Consider the following 16,413-nt stretch of genomic DNA (forward strand, 5'->3'; position numbering starts at 1 on the left):
AACATCATGGCTTTGGTTGCATTTCCGGGGCTTGAATCGAAGGCAGTGCTGGATGCACTGAGCAGGTCGCAGGCGGTGATCGAGTTCAAGCTCGATGGCACGATCATCACGGCGAATGAGAATTTCTGTCAGGCGCTCGGCTACAGCCTGGAAGAGATCAAGGGCAAGCATCACAGGATCTTCTGCGATCCGGCCTATACGGCGACGGCCGATTATCGCGAGTTCTGGGCAATGCTCAATCGCGGCCAGTTCGAAAGCCGCGAATACAAGCGTTTCAAAAAGGACGGCAGCGAGATCTGGATCCAGGCCTCATACAACCCTGTTTTCCGCAATGGCAAGCTCGCGAAGATCGTCAAGTTCGCGACTGACATCACGGCAGCCAAACTGAAGTCCGCCGAAGATGCCGGCAAACTCGAAGCCATCTCCCGCGTTCAGGCGACGATTGAATTCACGCCGACCGGCGAGATCCTGACCGCCAACGAGAACTTCCTCTCGACCCTCGGCTACAGCTTGGGCGAAATTGCCGGCAAGCATCATTCCATGTTCTGCGAGCCGGACTACACGCGCTCCGACGCTTATCGGGAGTTCTGGAAGACGCTGGCCTCTGGCCAGTTCGTATCCCAGGAGTTCAAGCGTATCGGAAAAGGCGGCAAGGTCGTCTGGATTCAGGCCTCCTACAATCCGATCTTCGATGCGAGCGGCCGAGTTTTCAAGGTCGTCAAATACGCCACCGACATCACGGGCCGCGTCAATGCCGTGGACGATATTGCCAAGGGACTGACGGCTCTGGCCAATGGCGACCTGACGGCGACGATCGACAAGCCGTTCATTCCCTCGCTCGAACAGATCCGGGTCGACTTCAACGCTGCCATGGGCAAAGTGAAGGCTGCCATGGAGAAGGTCAGTCAGAACACCGTGGCGATCGCCTCCGGCTCTTCGCAGATCCGCGAAGCCTCTGACAACCTCGCCAAGCGCACCGAGCAGCAGGCAGCAGCGGTCGAGGAAACGGCGGCCGCTCTGGAGCAGATCACGCAGACCGTTGCAGACAGTTCCAAGCGTGCCAATGAAGCAGGCCAGCTTGTCGCCCGCACCAAGGAAGGCGCCGAGAAGTCCGGCTCCGTGGTCAGAAGCGCGATCGATGCCATGGGGCAGATCGAAAATTCTTCCAAGGAAATCTCGAACATCATTGGCGTCATCGACGATATCGCCTTCCAGACCAATCTCCTGGCCTTGAACGCAGGCGTCGAAGCAGCACGCGCTGGCGAGGCCGGCAAGGGTTTTGCGGTCGTCGCCCAGGAGGTCCGGGAACTCGCGCAGCGATCCGCAAAAGCCGCGAAAGAGATCAAAGCGCTGATCAACACCTCTTCCGATCAGGTCAAGACCGGCGTTCAGCTGGTCGGCGAGACCGGCAAGGCGCTCGAACAGATCGTCGTCGAGGTCAAGGAGATCAACGCCAACGTCATCGCGATCGTCGAAGCGTCGCGTGAACAGTCGACAGGGCTCTCCGAGATCAACAAGGCGGTCAACGCCATGGATCAGAACACCCAGCAGAATGCTGCCATGGTCGAGGAATCAACCGCAGCGAGCCACAGCCTTGCTCAGCAGGCCTCTTCACTGCGCGAACTGGTGTCACAGTTTAGAATTGGGCAACACTCTTCGCATAAAGTCATGGAAGCGCGTCCCGATGCTTCACCTGTGGCATCCCCGGCACGCAAACTCATGGCGAGTGTCGCTCGCGCCGCAGGTGGCGCCGCTGCCGCCAAGGTACAGGAAGGTTGGGAAGATTTCTAATGGCAACTATCAGCTCCACCAGCTTCGGCAGCGAGACCCTCGAGATCATCGCCTTCCGGCTTCATGATCAGGAGTTCTGCGTCAAGACGACCACCATCCGCGAAATCCGCGGCTGGGCACCCTCGACGCCGATCCCGCATGCGCCGGCCGATGTCATCGGCGTCATGAACCTGCGCGGTTCCGTCATTCCGATCATCGACCTCGCTTACAAGCTGGGCATGAAGAGCACGGTTGCCAACGAGCGTTCGGCCATCGTCGTCGCAGAAGTCCACAACATGGTCATCGGCATGCTGGTCGACCGCGTTTCCGACATCCTGACGATCCCGTCGAGCCAGGTGCAGCCGGTTCCGGAAGTCTCCGCTTCCTTCGACAAGACCTTCTCCGAAGGCATCATCGCCAACGAAAACGGCATGATCTGCTTCCTGAACCTCGCCAAGATGTTCAAGGGCAGCGATCTGGAAGACCTGGCCGCCTGATCAGGCGACCGCCTCAGATTTTAGAAGGGCAGCGCTCACAAGCGCTGCCCTTTTCACGTTCACAGACCCCGTTGATCTCCGCCCTGCCCTGCCCTACCAGATGGCTGAAGACCTGGGAGGCTTGATCATGAAACTGCTCTTGATCCACACTGGCGGCACGATCGGCATGGCCGAGACGCCGGATGGGCTTGCACCCCGCAAGGGGCTCGTCGAGGACGCGGTCACCGCGCGCCTGCCGCCAGGCGCAGAACTCGTTGCCGATGTCTTCGATCCCCTGCTCGATAGCGCCGATGTCGGCCCGTCCCACTGGAACCGGATGCTGGAGACGATCCGCCGCCATCCCGGAATTCCCGTCATCATCACCCATGGCACGGACACGATGGCCTTCACCGGCGCCGCATTGTCCCAGGCTCTGGCCGGCGAGAACCGCCGCGTGATCCTCTGCGGCTCCATGCTGCCGCTCGGACAGAAGGGCGATGCCGAAGGCAATCTCGACCTGGCGATCACAGCGGCCGCAACTCAAGGCGCCGGTGTGTTTCTCGCCTTTGCCGGCAAGCTCCTGCCCGCTGCCGGCCTCGTCAAACACCACAGTCACGAAGCGGACGCCTTCCGCTCCCAGCCGCAGGCAGCACTTGGAGTGCCGCAGCGCCGGACCTTCATCGACCGTAAGCTCGCGATCCTGACGCTCTCGCCGGGTCTGCCGGCAGCGTCGCTGAAGGCGATTCTGGAAACGCTGGATGGCGCAGTGCTGCGGATCTTCGGCGCCGGCACGGCGATGAACGACGGGCAGTTGTTGGACGTGATCGCCGATGCGGTCGCGGGCGGGAAACGCCTGCGGGCCGTCAGCCAGTGTGAGGCGGGAGGATTGGAACCCGGCGCTTACGCCGCCGGAGCGGGCCTCTGGGGCACCGGGATCGAGAACGGCGGAACCGAGACACCCGAAGCGGCCCTAATCCATCTCTGGCTGAACTAGCCCGCTCTACCAGAAAAGAAGAGGCGACCCGCAGGGCCGCCTCCCGTTGTTTCGGAAGTCGCTGATCGCTTTAGCCAAAGATCGCAAGGCTGTTGCGCAGCGTGATCCAGACGCCCCACAGAAGCGGGATGCCGACGACCGCCCAGGCGAGCGCTGCCTTGGCGTCGAGACCACCCTTGCCGATGCCGAAGGAACCGGTGGGACCCGCGGAAGCGGCAGCGGTCTTCGCCTGAAGCGAAGCCACTTCCTCGTCCGACATGAACCACTTGTCAGACAGCGGCTTGACGAAGGCATTCGCAATCAGGCCGAGGGCCAGCATGCCGGCCAGGATATACATGGTGCTGGTATAGAGCTCCGGACCCGGTGCAACGCCAGCCGCGATCTGGGCTTCGCGGATGTAGTTGACCACGACCGGACCAACGATGCCGGCTGTTGCCCAGGCCGTCAGCAGGCGGCCATGGATAGCGCCGACGAACTGCGTGCCGAAGATGTCGGCGAGATAGGCCGGAATGGTGGCGAAGCCGCCGCCATACATCGACAGGATGATGCCGAAGGCGAGCACGAAGAGCGCCTTGGAACCCATGTCAGCCAGCGTCGGTGCCGCGGCATAGAGAATGATGCCGAGGATGAAGAAGGCGAAATAGGTATTCTTGCGGCCGATCTTGTCGGACATCGACGCCCAGAAGAAGCGGCCACCGATGTTGAACAGCGAAAGCAGGCCGGTAAAGCCGGCAGCGATTGCAGCGATCTGGGCCTTCTGAGAGGCGTCGAGTTCGGCGAAGGCCACGCCCGGTGCACCGATGAGGTTACCGGCGAAGATTTCCTGCAGCATCGGGGAGGCCATGCCGATAACGCCGATACCGGCCGAGACGTTGAGGCAGAGCACGGCCCAGATGAGCCAGAACTGCGGGGTCTTGTGGGCGTCGCGCAGATGCACGTGACGGTGGGTGATCATCGTGCTCTTGCTCGCAGCCGGGGTCCAGCCCTCGGGACGCCAGCCAGCCGGCGGAATGCGGTAGCCGAATGCACCGCCCATCATGAAGATGAAGTAGATGATCGCCATGACGACGAAGGTCTGCCAGACGCCGACCGACACATCGGTCTTGAAATAACCCATCAGCAAGTTGGCGAGCGGCGCACCGATCATCGCACCACCGCCAAAGCCCATGATGGCCATGCCGGTTGCCATGCCGCGGCGGTCTGGGAACCACTTGATTAGAGTGGAGACCGGGGAGATGTAGCCAAGGCCGAGACCGATGCCACCGATGACGCCGGCACCGACCCACATCAGCCAGAGCTGGTGGGTCATGACGCCGAGCGCGGCAATCAGGATGCCACCGCACCAGCAGCAGGCCGAGACGAAGGCAGCCTTGCGCGGGCCGACACGCTCGAGCCAGCCGCCCCAGATGGCGGCCGAGCAGCCGAGGAAGACGAAGAAGAGGGTATAGATCCAGCCGAGATCCGCGACGCGCCAGTTGCAGGCGGTGGTGAACAGGGCGCCGATCAGCGTCAGCTCAGAGCAGCTCGGATCTGGATTGGGGATCGCCCGGCTGAGCGGCAGCCAGAACACGCTGAAGCCGTAGGCCATGCCGATGCACAGATGGATGGCAAGGGCGGCCGGAGGCACGAGCCAGCGATTGAAGCCAGGTTTTGCGATAATTCTTTCTTTGTCCAACGGCCCGACTCCCGCCGTGCTGCCAGCGCTAACATCAGTGACTGCCATTACGTTTCCCTCCACTTTAAATAAACCGCTATTGAAAAATTCCCGGCTCGGATGAACTGAGATTCAGGCTGTCTGCTCCGGAACACTGGGTTCCGAAAGAGATTCTCCCGCGGCAGTCCCCTTGCCATGCGGGCTGATGGCCGCGTCGCCGGCACCAACGCCGACGGCGCTGCTGTCGGGCTCTCCCGGCCGCTTGATCAAGGCGGAGGCCTCGATCACCAGCGGCAGAAAGCCGGCTTCGGCATCACCGAGCAGCTCGAAGAACCGACGGCGCATGCGCGGCTCCCAGAACTTGTTGATATGGGTTGCAACCCCTTCCGCACGGATCGCCGCTGGCTGCGACAGGAAGAAGGTGGCGATCTGGTTGGCCATCCGCACCAGTTTCTCGTCGGTGTGGCTATGCGACATGGCTTCGTTCTCCCCCAGTAATCCGGTCTGACCGCGTAAAAACTTCAAAATCATTGCCTCTGGCGATGCCGACCAGCGTCAGGCCTGCGTCTTCCGCCGTGCGGATGGCGAGTGCCGTCGGCGCCGAGATGGCCGCCAGCAGCGGGCTGCCGAGAATGGCAGCCTTCTGCACCATTTCGACGGACAAGCGGCTGGTGACGACGACCATGCCACGAGACCGTTTCCACCCGGCGCGGCAGACGGCGCCCACCAGTTTGTCGAGCGCATTGTGGCGTCCCACATCTTCGCGCAGCGCCAGCAGACCTTCGCCGGGCAGAAAGAACCCGGCTCCATGCACGGCTCGCGTTTCGCGGTTGAGCACCTGCCCTGCTCCGAGCGCCTGCATCGCCTCGATGATATCGCCTTCCCGAAACCGGACCTCGCTTCGGGGAATTACCGGCACCGGACGCGCCGCCTGCTCGATCGACTCGATGCCGCAAAGCCCGCAGCCGACCGGCCCTGCCATCCTACGCCGGCGGGCAACGAGCGCATTCGCCGTATTGTCTTCGAGCGTGATCTGCAGATCGATGCCCGGACCCGCCTCGATGGCCTCGATCGACACGACCTGCTCCGCCCGTTCGATGATCCCCTCGGCAAGAGAGAAGCCGACGGCGAAGTCTTCGAGATCGGCCGGCGTAGCCATCATGACCGCATGGGTCGTGCCGCCATAGGAAAAGGCAATCGGCACCTCCTCCGGCACGATCCGCGTGGCAGGACTGGTGGCGCCGGAGCGAACCTGTTCGACAGCAAAGGCGCGGGAGACACCGATCATGTCCATGTTTCTCCCCTTTGCCCTTGCCAGCTCACCTGGCTCACTCCGCCGCTTCCAGCTTACCGGCGATCCGACGTGAGCGGCGGCCGAGTTCTTCGTACTCTTCCTGCCATTCCGTTGGGCCGTTCGATGGCGAGACCTGAACGGCGGTTACCTTGTATTCCGGACAGTTGGTCGCCCAGTCCGAGAAATCGGTGGTGATGACGTTAGCCTGCGTATTGGGGTGGTGGAAGGTGGTGTAGACCACGCCCGGCGCCACGCGATCGGTGATCCGGGCACGCAGTGTCGTATCTCCGGAGCGGCTCGCAAGCTTGATCCAGTCGCCTTCCTTGATGCCACGCTGTTCGGCGTCATGCGGATGGATCTCGAGAAGATCCTCCTCATGCCAGACGACGTTTTCCGTGCGACGTGTCTGCGCACCGACATTGTATTGCGAGAGAATGCGGCCGGTGGTGAGGAGCAGCGGGAAGCGCGGTCCGGTGCGTTCGTCGGTCGCCACATATTCCGTGCGGATGAACTTGCCCTTGCCGCGAACGAAGCCGTCGACATGCATGATCGGCGAGCCGACCGGGAACTTCTCGTTGCAGGGCCACTGCACCGAGCCCATCTTTTCCAGATAGTCGTAGGAGACACCGGCAAAGCTCGGGGTCGTCGCGGCGATCTCATCCATGATCTGCGAGGGATGCGCGTAGTTCCAGGCGAGACCCATGGCTTGAGCCAGCTTCTGCGTCACTTCCCAGTCGGCATAGCCGTTCTTCGGCGACATCACCTTGCGCACGCGGTTGATGCGGCGCTCGGCATTGGTGAAGGTGCCGTCCTTCTCCAGGAAGGTCGAGCCCGGCAGGAAGACGTGGGCATAGTTGGCCGTTTCGTTGAGGAAGAGGTCGTGCACCACGACGCATTCCATGGCAGCGAGGCCGGCCGAGACATGCTTGGTATCCGGGTCGGACTGCAGAATGTCCTCGCCCTGGATGTAGATGCCCTTGAACGTGCCCTCGACGGCGGCGTCCAGCATGTTGGGGATGCGCAGACCCGGTTCGTTGTTGAGCGTGACGCCCCACAGCTTTTCGAAGGTTTCGCGGGTCGCATCGTCGGAGATGTGACGGTAGCCCGGCAGCTCGTGCGGGAAAGACCCCATGTCGCAGGAGCCCTGGACATTGTTCTGGCCACGCAGCGGGTTCACGCCGACACCCGGACGACCGATATTGCCGGTCGCCATGGCGAGGTTCGCGATTGCCATAACCGTGGTCGAACCCTGGCTGTGTTCGGTGACACCGAGGCCGTAATAGATCGCGCCATTGCCGCCGGTCGCGAAGAGACGGGCGGCACCGCGCAGTTCCTCGGCCGGAACGCCGGTGAACTTCTCGGTTTCCTCGGGCGAATGCTGGGGCTCGGCGACGAAGGCGGCCCAATCCTCGAACTCGGACCAGTCGCAGCGCTCGCGGATGAAGGCTTCCGCGAAGAGGCCTTCCGTCACGATGACATGCGCCAACGCGGTGAGAACGGCAACATTGGTGCCAGGCTTCAGCGGCAGGTGGTAGGAGGCTTCGACATGCGGCGTGCGCACGAGATCGATCCGGCGCGGATCGATGACGATGAGCTTGGCGCCCTGACGCAGCCGCTTCTTCAGGCGAGACCCGAAGACCGGATGGCCATCGGTCGGATTGGCACCGATCACCAGCACCACGTCGGAATGCTCGACCGAGTCGAAATTCTGCGTGCCGGCAGAGGTGCCGAAGGCCTGGCCGAGGCCGTAACCGGTCGGAGAATGGCAGACACGGGCACAGGTATCGACATTGTTGTTGCCGAAACCGGCGCGGATCAGCTTCTGGACGAGGAAGGTCTCCTCGTTGGTGCAGCGCGACGAGGTGATGCCACCGATCGATTCGCGGCCATACTGGTACTGGATGCGCTTGAACTCGGAGGCGACATGGGCATAGGCCTCTTCCCAGGTCACTTCGCGCCAAGGATCGGTGATCTTTTCACGGATCATCGGGTTCAGGATGCGGTCCTTGTGGCTCGCATAGCCATAGGCGAAACGGCCCTTGACGCAGGAATGGCCTCGGTTCGCCTGACCGTCCTTCCAGGGCACCATGCGCACGAGTTCCTCGCCGCGCATCTCTGCCTTGAACGAGCAGCCGACGCCGCAATAGGCGCAGGTCGTCACGGCAGAATGCTCCGGCTGGCCGATCTCGATCACCGACTTTTCGGTCAGCGTCGCCGTCGGGCAGGCCTGCACGCAGGCGCCGCAGGAGACGCATTCCGACGAGAGGAAGGCTTCATGCGCGCCCGGCGACACGCGGCTGTCGAAACCGCGGCCTTCGATGGTCAGCGCGAACGTGCCCTGCACTTCCTCACAAGCACGCACACAGCGCGAGCAGACGATGCACTTGGAAGGATCATAGGTGAAATAGGGATTGCTCTCGTCCTTCGGCATCCACTGGGCATTGATCCCGCCTTCGGCCGAACGCGCCTTGACGTGGTTCTCGCCTTCGTAGCCGTAGCGCACGTCGCGCAGGCCCACGGCACCCGCCATATCCTGCAGTTCGCAGTCGCCATTGGCAGCGCAGGTCAGACAGTCGAGCGGATGGTCGGAGATGTAGAGCTCCATCACGCCCTTGCGGATCGCCTTCAGGCGCTCCGTCTGCGTGTGGACGACGATGCCGGGGGCAACCGGTGTCGTGCAGGAGGCCGGGGTGCCGTTGCGGCCCTCGACCTCGATCAGACAGAGACGGCAGGAGCCGAAGGCATCGACCATGTCGGTCGCGCAGAGTTTCGGAACCTGGATACCGGCCTCCATGGAAGCGCGCATGATCGAGGTGCCTTCCGGGACGGTGATCTCGCGGCCATCGATGGTCAGCGTCACCATCGTTTCCGAGCGGGACGCCGGGGTGCCAAAGTCGATTTCAGGAACGAGGGGCATAACGCTTACCTTTCCGCCGTCATCCTCGGGCTCGTCCCGGGGATCTGCTGCATCTGAACTTCGAGAGCCGGTTCAGCGATGAACGTCCCCCGCATGGCAAAATCTGTAGATCCTCGGGACGCGCCCGAGGATGACGAGAGAGAATGGGCGCTCATTCCGCAGCCTCCCGAACCGGTGCCGGCACAAAATCTTCCGGGAAATGCGTCATGGCGCTCATGACCGGATAGGGCGTGAACCCGCCGAGTGCACAGAGCGAACCGAACTTCATGGTGTTGCAGAGATCCTCCAGCAGCACCTTGTTCTTTTCCGGCTCGATGCCCTGGGCGATCTTGTCGACCGTTTCGACACCGCGGGTGGAACCGATGCGGCAGGGCGTGCACTTGCCGCAGCTTTCGACGGCGCAGAACTCCATGGCAAAGCGCGCCTGCTTCAGCATGTCGGCCGTGTCGTCGAAGACCACCACGCCGGCATGACCGATCAGACCACCGGCGGCCGTGAAGGCCTCGTAGTCGAAGATCGTGTCGAACAGCGACGGCGGGAAATAGGCACCCAGCGGGCCACCGACCTGGACGGCCTTGACCGGGCGTCCAGAGATCGTACCGCCGCCGATCTCGTTGATCAGCTGGCCGAGCGGCAGACCGAAGGCCGTTTCATAAAGGCCGCCATGCTTGAGGTTGCCGGCGAGCTGGATCGGGATCGTGCCGTGCGACCGGCCGACGCCGAAGTCGCGGTAGAACTGCGCGCCGCGGTCCATGATGACGGGGATCGAGGCGAGCGACATGACGTTGTTGACGACGGTCGGCTTGCCGAACAGGCCTTGAAGGGCAGGCAACGGCGGCTTGGCGCGCACGATGCCACGCTTGCCTTCAAGACTGTTCAGAAGCGAGGTTTCCTCGCCGCAAACATAGGCGCCGGCGCCCATGCGCACTTCCATGTCGAAGGCGTAAGGCGAACCCATGACGGATGCGCCGAGGATACCCGCAGCCCTGGCAATCGCGATCGCCTCTTCCATGACGGCAATCGCATGCGGATATTCGGAGCGGGTATAGACATAGCCCTTGGTCGCGCCGACCGCGATGCCGGCAATCGCCATGCCTTCGATCAGGACGAAGGGGTCGCCTTCCATGATCATTCGGTCGGCAAAGGTACCGCTGTCACCCTCGTCGGCATTGCAGACGATATACTTCTGGTCGGACTTGGCGTCGGCCACAGTCTTCCATTTGATGCCCGTCGGGAAGCCTGCGCCGCCGCGGCCGCGCAGGCCGCTGTCGGTAACCTGTTTCACGATGTCGGCCGGCGCCATCGCAATGGCATTGGCAAGGCCCTTGAGGCCCTGATAGTGGCGGTAGTCGTCGAGCGACAGTGGATCGGTCACGCCGCAACGGGCGAAGGTGAGACGCGTCTGCCCCTTGAGGAAAGGGATTTCCTTGGTCAGGCCGTGGCCGAGGACATGCTCGCCACCGGTCAGAAAGCCGGCCTCGAAAAGCGATGCGACGTCCGAGGGCTTGACTGGGCCATAGGCCATGCGGCCGTGCTCGGTGCGGACTTCGACGAGCACTTCCAGCCAGAGCATGCCGCGCGAGCCATTGCGGACGATGCGCACATCCTGGCCGCGCTGTGCGGCTTCGCGTTCGATGGCGGCTGCCACCTTGTCGGCACCGACGGCAAGCGCTGCGGCGTCGCGGGGGACGAAGACGGTGACACTCATGCCCGCACCTCCGCCATCAGATCATCAAGACAGTTCTCATCCAGTCGAGCATGGAGGTTGCCGTCGAGCATGGCGGCCGGCGCCTGCGCGCAGAGCCCGAGACAGAAGACAGGCTCCAGTGTCACGGCACCGTCGGCGGTGGTTCCGTGCCAGTCCACGCCGAGCAGCGACTTGATCTTGTCCGCAAGAGGCTCGCCACCCATCGACTGGCAAGCCTCGGCCCGACAGAGCTTCAGCACATGGCGGCCAGAGGGCCGGGCGCGGAAATCATGATAGAAGGTGATGACACCGTGAACTTCGGCGCGAGACAGATTGAGCGCGTCGGCGATGATCTGCTTGGCCGGTTCGGGGATGTAGCCGAACTCGTCCTGGATCCTGTGCAGGATCGGCAGCATCGGGCCTTCCAGATGCCGACAGTCGGCGATGATGTCGGAGATACGCGCCGCTTCATTCGAAACGGCAACACGGATATTCATGAGCCAGTCCTCCCAAACCGACAGGGCAAGGCAGTCACACGTCTCGCCACGGCGGGTCAGTTATGTTTGCCCGTCGACGACCGTCGTACGAACTTGCCTTTTGTGAAGGATGGCCGGGAGAAGGAGCTTAGGTCAATATTGGGATATCGTCGCTCGATAGAAGATTTCTATCAAAAGCTTCAGCCGTGGCGAGTGATCGCGCCTCGTGCAACAGCGCAGAGACGAGTGGCGTATAGGGTTCGCGATGCGTGGCAACGAGCCCGACCAGATGCGATGCATCGGGCTCCGTGATCGGGATCATTCGGATCTGCTCCGGAAAACCAAAGGATTCCGCAACGTTACGCGGCATGATCGAAGCCCATTGGCCAGTCCGGATGTGGGAAAACAGGACGATCATCGAGTTCGATTCAAGCGTCGGCGTCACCGTGACGCCGGCCTCGGCCATGTGTTTGTTAATGATCCGGCGGTTTTGCATGTCTGCGGTCAATAGACAAAGCCGAAGGCTCGAAACTTCGGTCCAGGTCACCTCTTCACGGTCCGCCAGTGGTGCCCCGGCTGCCGTGATCAGGTGGTAACGCTCCGAATAGAGGGGAACCGAGGTCACCCGTCCGAGGGGCTCGTTGTCGAGATAGGTGATGCCGGCATCGATCTCGAGATCGTCGAGGAGACTCAAGACCTGCAGCGACGTGCGGGACAGCACAGAGAAGGTCACATTCGGATGTCGCCGTTGAAAAGGCTCGGTGATTCGCCGGACCATCGCAAGCGCCGTCGGAATGGCCGCAAGCCGGATATGGCCCGCCAGACCACGCCGCGCAGCCCGCATTTCCTCGCGCATGGTGCGTGTATCGCCGACGATGCGCCGCGCCCATTCGAGTACGCGCTGCCCCTCGGGTGTCAGGCCGAGAAAGCGTGATCCACGGACGACAAGCACCACCCCGAGCTGTTCTTCCAGCTGTCGAATGGCGGCAGACAGGGTCGGCTGGGTAATCCCGCATTCCTCGGCGGCGCGTCCGAAATGCTGCTGGCGCGCAAGCGCGATGAAGAATTCCAGCTTGTCGATCATGCTTTCTGCCCCCCGATTGCGCCGATGCGCTCAGGCGCCGGTATGGGCCTCAGCTTCACTGCGCTGCATTGGCAGCGGACCGCAATACATCTTGTAGAGCACGGAGATTAGTTCTGCGAGCTGCGGATCGGCAATGCGATAATAGATCTGCCGACCTTCGCGACGGGTCTGAACCACCTTGTCGCTGCGCAGCCGTGCCAGTTGCTGGGAGACCACCGCCTGCTGGATCCCGAGAAAATGTTCGATCTCCGTCACGGTCTTTTCGCCCTGGCACAGCATGCAAAGCATCAGGAGGCGCGTCTCGTGCGAGAGCGCCTTCAGGAGATTGCTCGCGGCCCGCGCTTTCGTCAGAAAGTCGTCGAGTGCCTCAGCGGTCAGTGGCGGCGTTTCAGTCATGACATGTCCAGAGATCGTGGCTGCGCATCGGCAGGCAAAACAGCGCGGCTGGTGTTAGGTTAACATATAGGATGCTTCACCTACAAAGGAATGGCGTCCGCTCGTTCCTTCAAAAGCGACGCACTGCGGTTCAAGGCGGCATATTCCTCGTCATCGAGGTCGGGGAAGAGATCCGTCAGCACCCCCTCTGCACCCACCACACGCGGGATCGAAAGCGCAACATCCGACACGCCGGCGACCTCGGGCGTCGAGATCGAGACCGACAGCACGTCGCGCTGATCGCGCGCGATCGCCTTGACGATACGCGCAAGACCGGCCCCGATGCCGTAATAGGTCGATCCCTTGCCATTGATGATCTTGTAGGCCGCATTACGCACACCATCATCGATCTGGGCGCGCACGTCCGCAGTCAGCGGCGATCCGACCTGGGCGGCAAAGGAGGAGAGAGGTACCGAACCGGCCCGCGCACTCGTCCAGGCGAGGACTTCGCTGTCGCCGTGCTCACCGAGCACATAGGCATGCACCGATTGCGGCGAGATGCCCAGATGCCGTCCGACGAGGCTGCGAAAGCGCGCCGTGTCGAGAATGGTGCCGGAACCGATCACCCGCCGCGGATCGATGCCTGAAAGGCGCGTGGTAATCTGCGTCATGATGTCGACGGGGTTCGAGGCAATCAGCAGGATCGCGTCCGGCACCACCGGAAGCACCTCGGCGAGCACCGCCCGAAACACGGCGGCATTGCGCTCCAGGAGTTCCAGACGCGTTTCACCAGGCTTCTGGCTCACACCGGCTGCGAGGATGACGACACCGGCCCCCTCCAGATCGCGATACTGGCCGGCATTGACGACCGTCGACGACATGAAGGGCACCGCATGCGCGATATCCTCCGCTTGCGCGATGGCGAGCGCCTCGTTTCGGTCGATCAGCACGATCTCGCTTGCAAGGCCCATCAGCGCCAGCGCATAGCCCGCAGAGCTGCCGACCATGCCCGCACCCACGATACCGACTTTCATGCTGTTTCCCCCGAAAGCACAAAATCCTGAAGGCTTATGTCATCGGTCAGGCGACGACACCAACCATCTATAGCAAAAAGCATGACACATTCGCGTAAGAACTGCATGGCGCAGATCAAGCGCCTCTGATTTAATGCCGTGAAGGCTCTGAAGGGGAAATCACGAGAGATCATGAGACGGCTGCCGGCCCTGTCCGCGATGAAGGTTTTCGAGGTGGTCGGCCAGACGCGCAGCTTTACCCGAGCGGCGGAACAGCTGAACCTCACCCAGAGCGCCGTCAGCCGTCAGGTGCGCAATCTCGAAGAACAGCTCGGCGAAACCCTTGTCATCCGCCGCCATCATCACCTGGAACTGACACCGTCCGGCGCCGAACTGCTGGCTTCGCTGCAACAGGCCTTCCACACGGTCGAGATGACGGTGCGCAACATCCGCGAGAAGAGCAATCTTCGCCGGCTCAGGATCAACGTGCCTCCCACTTTTGCCAAGCGCTGGTTGCTGCCTCGACTGACGAGCCTCAGGGCCTTTCTGCCGGATGTCGACCTCAGCATCACGACGGATCTGGAAGACAACCTCTCCGATCGCGGCATGATCGACTGTGCCATCCGCTTCGGTGATGGTGAATGGCCGAGCCTGCGGTCGGAACGGCTCTTCGCCGAACGTCACATCGCGGTCTGCGCGCCGCATCTTCTGGCGGACTTGCGGGATGCAGAGGCGATCGACCTCTCCCGCTTCACCTTCCTGCATGTGCTGGCCTCGGCCGATCAGCGCTATCTCACCTGGCAGCGCTGGCTGGACGCGGCGGGCCTTGCCGAAACCGACACGCAAGGCGGACTGGAATTCGATCTTCTGGACCTGGTCATCGAAGCCGCCTGCAACGGATTGGGCGTGGCCGTAGCGGACCGATCCATGGTGGCACCCTTGATGCAGACGGGTGCTCTGACCCAGGTTCTGGACGTCGAAGTCGAAGGGCACGAATCCTACTGGCTGGTGACCCGTACCGACAGCGCACAATCGCCGCATGTCGGAGCCTTCAGGCGCTGGCTGAGCCATGAAATCGGCGGAAGTTCTGTCGCCCTGCCAAGGCAGGCGAGCGCCTGAAACATTCCTTTTTGGAATGCTCCACCCGACAATAAGTCGCTTGCGAAGCAGGAAGACGGGCTTCCTACTTGGGGCGAACTGTCTGCTGTCGGAGTGCCCATCATGTCCCCCTTCCAGAACTTCATCGCCGGCTCCTTTCGCAATACCGGAACCCGCCAGACCATCGAGGTGAAGAACCCGGCCAAGGGTGAGGTCTTCGCTTCGGTAACGGCGGCGACGGAGGCCGATGTCATCGAGGCGGTGGACGCCGCCGCAGCAGCACAAAAGCCTTGGGGGCGCCTGCCGGCCATCGAACGGGGCAATGCCTTGCGTAAGCTCGCCGATGCCGTCGAGCGTCATCAGCAGAAGATCGGCGAGGCGCTGGCACTGGAATCCGGCAAGAGCGTCGAGGACGCCGTCGCCGAAGCTGGCTATGGCGTCGAACTGATGCGTTACCACGCCGAATGGGCGCGCCGCGTCGAGGGCGAGGTGATCGAGAGCGACACGCCAGACGAGACGCTGATGCTGAAGCGCGCGCCGATCGGCGTCGTTGCCTGCCTGATCCCCTTCAACTTCCCAATCTACACGCTGGTCCGCAAGATTGCGCCGGCGCTGGTCACCGGCAATGCCGTGGTCATCAGGCCCAGCAACAACACGCCGACCTCGGCCTTCGTCTTTGCTGAAGCAATCAAGGAAGCGGGCCTGCCGGAGGGGCTGATCAGCATCATGGCCATGAGTCACGATGTGGCAGGCGTCATGTGCACGCGCCGTGAGGTCGGCATGATCACCCTGACCGGCAGCGTGGCCGCGGGCCAGGTCGTCCTCGACTACTGCAAGGCGAACATCGCCAAACCCTCGCTCGAACTCGGCGGCAAGACGCCTGTCATCGTCGAGCCGGATGCCGATCTCGACGTGGTGACGAAGAGTGTGCTCGCGGCAAAGACGGCCCATTGTGGCCAGGTCTGCACCTCCGTCGAGCGGCTCTATGTGCACGCCTCCGTGCACGGTGCGCTGCTTGCCAAGCTTAAGGACGCTTTCGAGCGCCGCCACTATGGCGACCGCGCCGAGGACGCGACACGGATGGGACCGCTTGCAACGGCCGCCGCGCGGCTGCGCGTCCATCACATGGTGGAGCGCGCCAAGGCCGACGGCGCCGTCATCGAAACGGGCGGCTACCTCCCCGCGGGCGACGGCTTTTTCTATCCGCCGACACTGCTGTCGGATTGCCGCCAGGACATGGAGATCGTCCAGGAGGAGGTCTTCGGGCCCGTGCTGCCGGTCATCCCCTACACCGATTTCGACGAGGCGCTGGCCATGGCAAGCGACCATCAGTTTGGCCTCGCCTCCGTCGTCTTCACCGAGAACTACCGCAAGGTGATGAAGGCTGCAAACGAGATGGAGGCGGGCGAACTCTACATCAACCGCTTCCCGGCCGATCCCTATCAGGGCTACCACGCCGGCTGGAAGCGCTCCGGCCTCGGCGGCGACGACGGCAAGCACGGCATGCTGGAATTCACCCAGACCCGCCTCGTCATCCTGAAACACTGACCAGTCCGACCATTCCGCATCGGGGGC

General features: G+C 62.6%; 14 protein-coding genes. 5 read left to right on the top strand and 9 right to left on the bottom strand.

Annotation, left to right across the window (positions count from 1 at the left end; all coding sequences use genetic code 11):
- The first annotated feature begins 6 nt into the window (after nucleotides 1–6).
- The 3 genes from M1E12_RS17730 (at nucleotide 7) to M1E12_RS17740 (ending at nucleotide 3,240) form a co-directional block, all read left to right on the top strand.
- Nucleotides 7–1,791 carry a methyl-accepting chemotaxis protein gene (locus M1E12_RS17730; RefSeq protein WP_479562763.1) on the top strand — a complete coding sequence of 595 codons (1,785 nt, stop codon included), beginning with the start codon at nucleotides 7–9 and terminating at the stop codon, nucleotides 1,789–1,791.
- On the top strand, nucleotides 1,791–2,267 hold the full coding sequence (locus M1E12_RS17735) for a chemotaxis protein CheW (RefSeq protein ID WP_006724495.1): 477 nt from the start codon (nucleotides 1,791–1,793) through the stop codon (nucleotides 2,265–2,267). Before M1E12_RS17730 ends, M1E12_RS17735 begins: the two co-directional genes overlap by 1 nt.
- Before the next feature lie 127 nt (nucleotides 2,268–2,394).
- The gene (locus M1E12_RS17740) at nucleotides 2,395–3,240 is read left to right on the top strand and encodes an asparaginase (RefSeq protein WP_479562764.1); all 846 of its coding nucleotides are present in this window, start codon (nucleotides 2,395–2,397) and stop codon (nucleotides 3,238–3,240) included.
- A 70-nt stretch (nucleotides 3,241–3,310) separates the two neighbouring features.
- Here M1E12_RS17740 and M1E12_RS17745 read toward each other — a convergent pair whose 3' ends face one another.
- The 9 genes from M1E12_RS17745 to M1E12_RS17785 form a co-directional block, all read right to left on the bottom strand.
- On the bottom strand, nucleotides 3,311–4,963 hold the full coding sequence (locus M1E12_RS17745; protein WP_479562765.1) for an OFA family MFS transporter: 1,653 nt from the start codon (nucleotides 4,961–4,963) through the stop codon (nucleotides 3,311–3,313).
- 63 nt (nucleotides 4,964–5,026) lie between these two features.
- Nucleotides 5,027–5,371 carry a formate dehydrogenase subunit delta gene (locus M1E12_RS17750; protein WP_113461485.1) on the bottom strand — a complete coding sequence of 115 codons (345 nt, stop codon included), beginning with the start codon at nucleotides 5,369–5,371 and terminating at the stop codon, nucleotides 5,027–5,029.
- Entirely contained in the window at nucleotides 5,361–6,182 is an 822-nt protein-coding gene (gene fdhD, locus M1E12_RS17755; protein WP_479564910.1) for a formate dehydrogenase accessory sulfurtransferase FdhD, read from the bottom strand. The genes M1E12_RS17750 and fdhD overlap by 11 nt, the downstream gene beginning before the upstream one ends.
- 40 nt (nucleotides 6,183–6,222) lie before the next feature.
- Nucleotides 6,223–9,105, bottom strand: a complete 2,883-nt coding sequence (gene fdhF / locus M1E12_RS17760; protein ID WP_479562766.1) for a formate dehydrogenase subunit alpha — start codon at nucleotides 9,103–9,105, stop codon at nucleotides 6,223–6,225.
- Nucleotides 9,106–9,256: 151 nt separating this feature from the next.
- Nucleotides 9,257–10,813 (bottom strand): formate dehydrogenase beta subunit, encoded by a 1,557-nt coding sequence (locus M1E12_RS17765; RefSeq protein ID WP_479562767.1) that lies wholly within the window; start codon nucleotides 10,811–10,813, stop codon nucleotides 9,257–9,259.
- Complete coding sequence (locus M1E12_RS17770) at nucleotides 10,810–11,289, bottom strand: formate dehydrogenase subunit gamma (protein WP_113461488.1); 480 nt, start codon at nucleotides 11,287–11,289, stop codon at nucleotides 10,810–10,812. The genes M1E12_RS17765 and M1E12_RS17770 overlap by 4 nt, the downstream gene beginning before the upstream one ends.
- Nucleotides 11,290–11,416: 127 nt before the next feature.
- Complete coding sequence (locus tag M1E12_RS17775) at nucleotides 11,417–12,352, bottom strand: LysR family transcriptional regulator (RefSeq protein ID WP_479562768.1); 936 nt, start codon at nucleotides 12,350–12,352, stop codon at nucleotides 11,417–11,419.
- A gap of 30 nt (nucleotides 12,353–12,382) precedes the next feature.
- The gene (locus M1E12_RS17780; protein WP_136539516.1) at nucleotides 12,383–12,748 is read right to left on the bottom strand and encodes an ArsR/SmtB family transcription factor; all 366 of its coding nucleotides are present in this window, start codon (nucleotides 12,746–12,748) and stop codon (nucleotides 12,383–12,385) included.
- 80 nt (nucleotides 12,749–12,828) lie between these two features.
- Entirely contained in the window at nucleotides 12,829–13,761 is a 933-nt protein-coding gene (locus M1E12_RS17785) for an L-lactate dehydrogenase (protein WP_479562769.1), read from the bottom strand.
- A gap of 171 nt (nucleotides 13,762–13,932) precedes the next feature.
- Between M1E12_RS17785 and M1E12_RS17790 the strand changes: the two genes are divergently transcribed.
- Complete coding sequence (locus M1E12_RS17790; protein ID WP_246035019.1) at nucleotides 13,933–14,859, top strand: LysR substrate-binding domain-containing protein; 927 nt, start codon at nucleotides 13,933–13,935, stop codon at nucleotides 14,857–14,859.
- Nucleotides 14,860–14,961: 102 nt separating this feature from the next.
- On the top strand, nucleotides 14,962–16,386 hold the full coding sequence (aldA, locus tag M1E12_RS17795) for an aldehyde dehydrogenase (protein ID WP_479562770.1): 1,425 nt from the start codon (nucleotides 14,962–14,964) through the stop codon (nucleotides 16,384–16,386).
- Nucleotides 16,387–16,413: the final 27 nt, after the last annotated feature.

It is taken from the genome of Rhizobium sp. K33 (assembly GCF_056501445.1).

Coding starts and splice junctions, on each gene's coding strand:
- M1E12_RS17730 (WP_479562763.1), top strand. CDS start 7: ATGGCTTTGGTTGCATTTCCGGGGCTTGAATCGAAGGCAGTGCTGGAT.
- M1E12_RS17735 (WP_006724495.1), top strand. CDS start 1,791: ATGGCAACTATCAGCTCCACCAGCTTCGGCAGCGAGACCCTCGAGATC.
- M1E12_RS17740 (WP_479562764.1), top strand. CDS start 2,395: ATGAAACTGCTCTTGATCCACACTGGCGGCACGATCGGCATGGCCGAG.
- M1E12_RS17745 (WP_479562765.1), bottom strand. CDS start 4,963: ATGGCAGTCACTGATGTTAGCGCTGGCAGCACGGCGGGAGTCGGGCCG.
- M1E12_RS17750 (WP_113461485.1), bottom strand. CDS start 5,371: ATGTCGCATAGCCACACCGACGAGAAACTGGTGCGGATGGCCAACCAG.
- fdhD (WP_479564910.1), bottom strand. CDS start 6,182: ATGATCGGTGTCTCCCGCGCCTTTGCTGTCGAACAGGTTCGCTCCGGC.
- fdhF (WP_479562766.1), bottom strand. CDS start 9,105: ATGCCCCTCGTTCCTGAAATCGACTTTGGCACCCCGGCGTCCCGCTCG.
- M1E12_RS17765 (WP_479562767.1), bottom strand. CDS start 10,813: ATGAGTGTCACCGTCTTCGTCCCCCGCGACGCCGCAGCGCTTGCCGTC.
- M1E12_RS17770 (WP_113461488.1), bottom strand. CDS start 11,289: ATGAATATCCGTGTTGCCGTTTCGAATGAAGCGGCGCGTATCTCCGAC.
- M1E12_RS17775 (WP_479562768.1), bottom strand. CDS start 12,352: ATGATCGACAAGCTGGAATTCTTCATCGCGCTTGCGCGCCAGCAGCAT.
- M1E12_RS17780 (WP_136539516.1), bottom strand. CDS start 12,748: ATGACTGAAACGCCGCCACTGACCGCTGAGGCACTCGACGACTTTCTG.
- M1E12_RS17785 (WP_479562769.1), bottom strand. CDS start 13,761: ATGAAAGTCGGTATCGTGGGTGCGGGCATGGTCGGCAGCTCTGCGGGC.
- M1E12_RS17790 (WP_246035019.1), top strand. CDS start 13,933: ATGAGACGGCTGCCGGCCCTGTCCGCGATGAAGGTTTTCGAGGTGGTC.
- aldA (WP_479562770.1), top strand. CDS start 14,962: ATGTCCCCCTTCCAGAACTTCATCGCCGGCTCCTTTCGCAATACCGGA.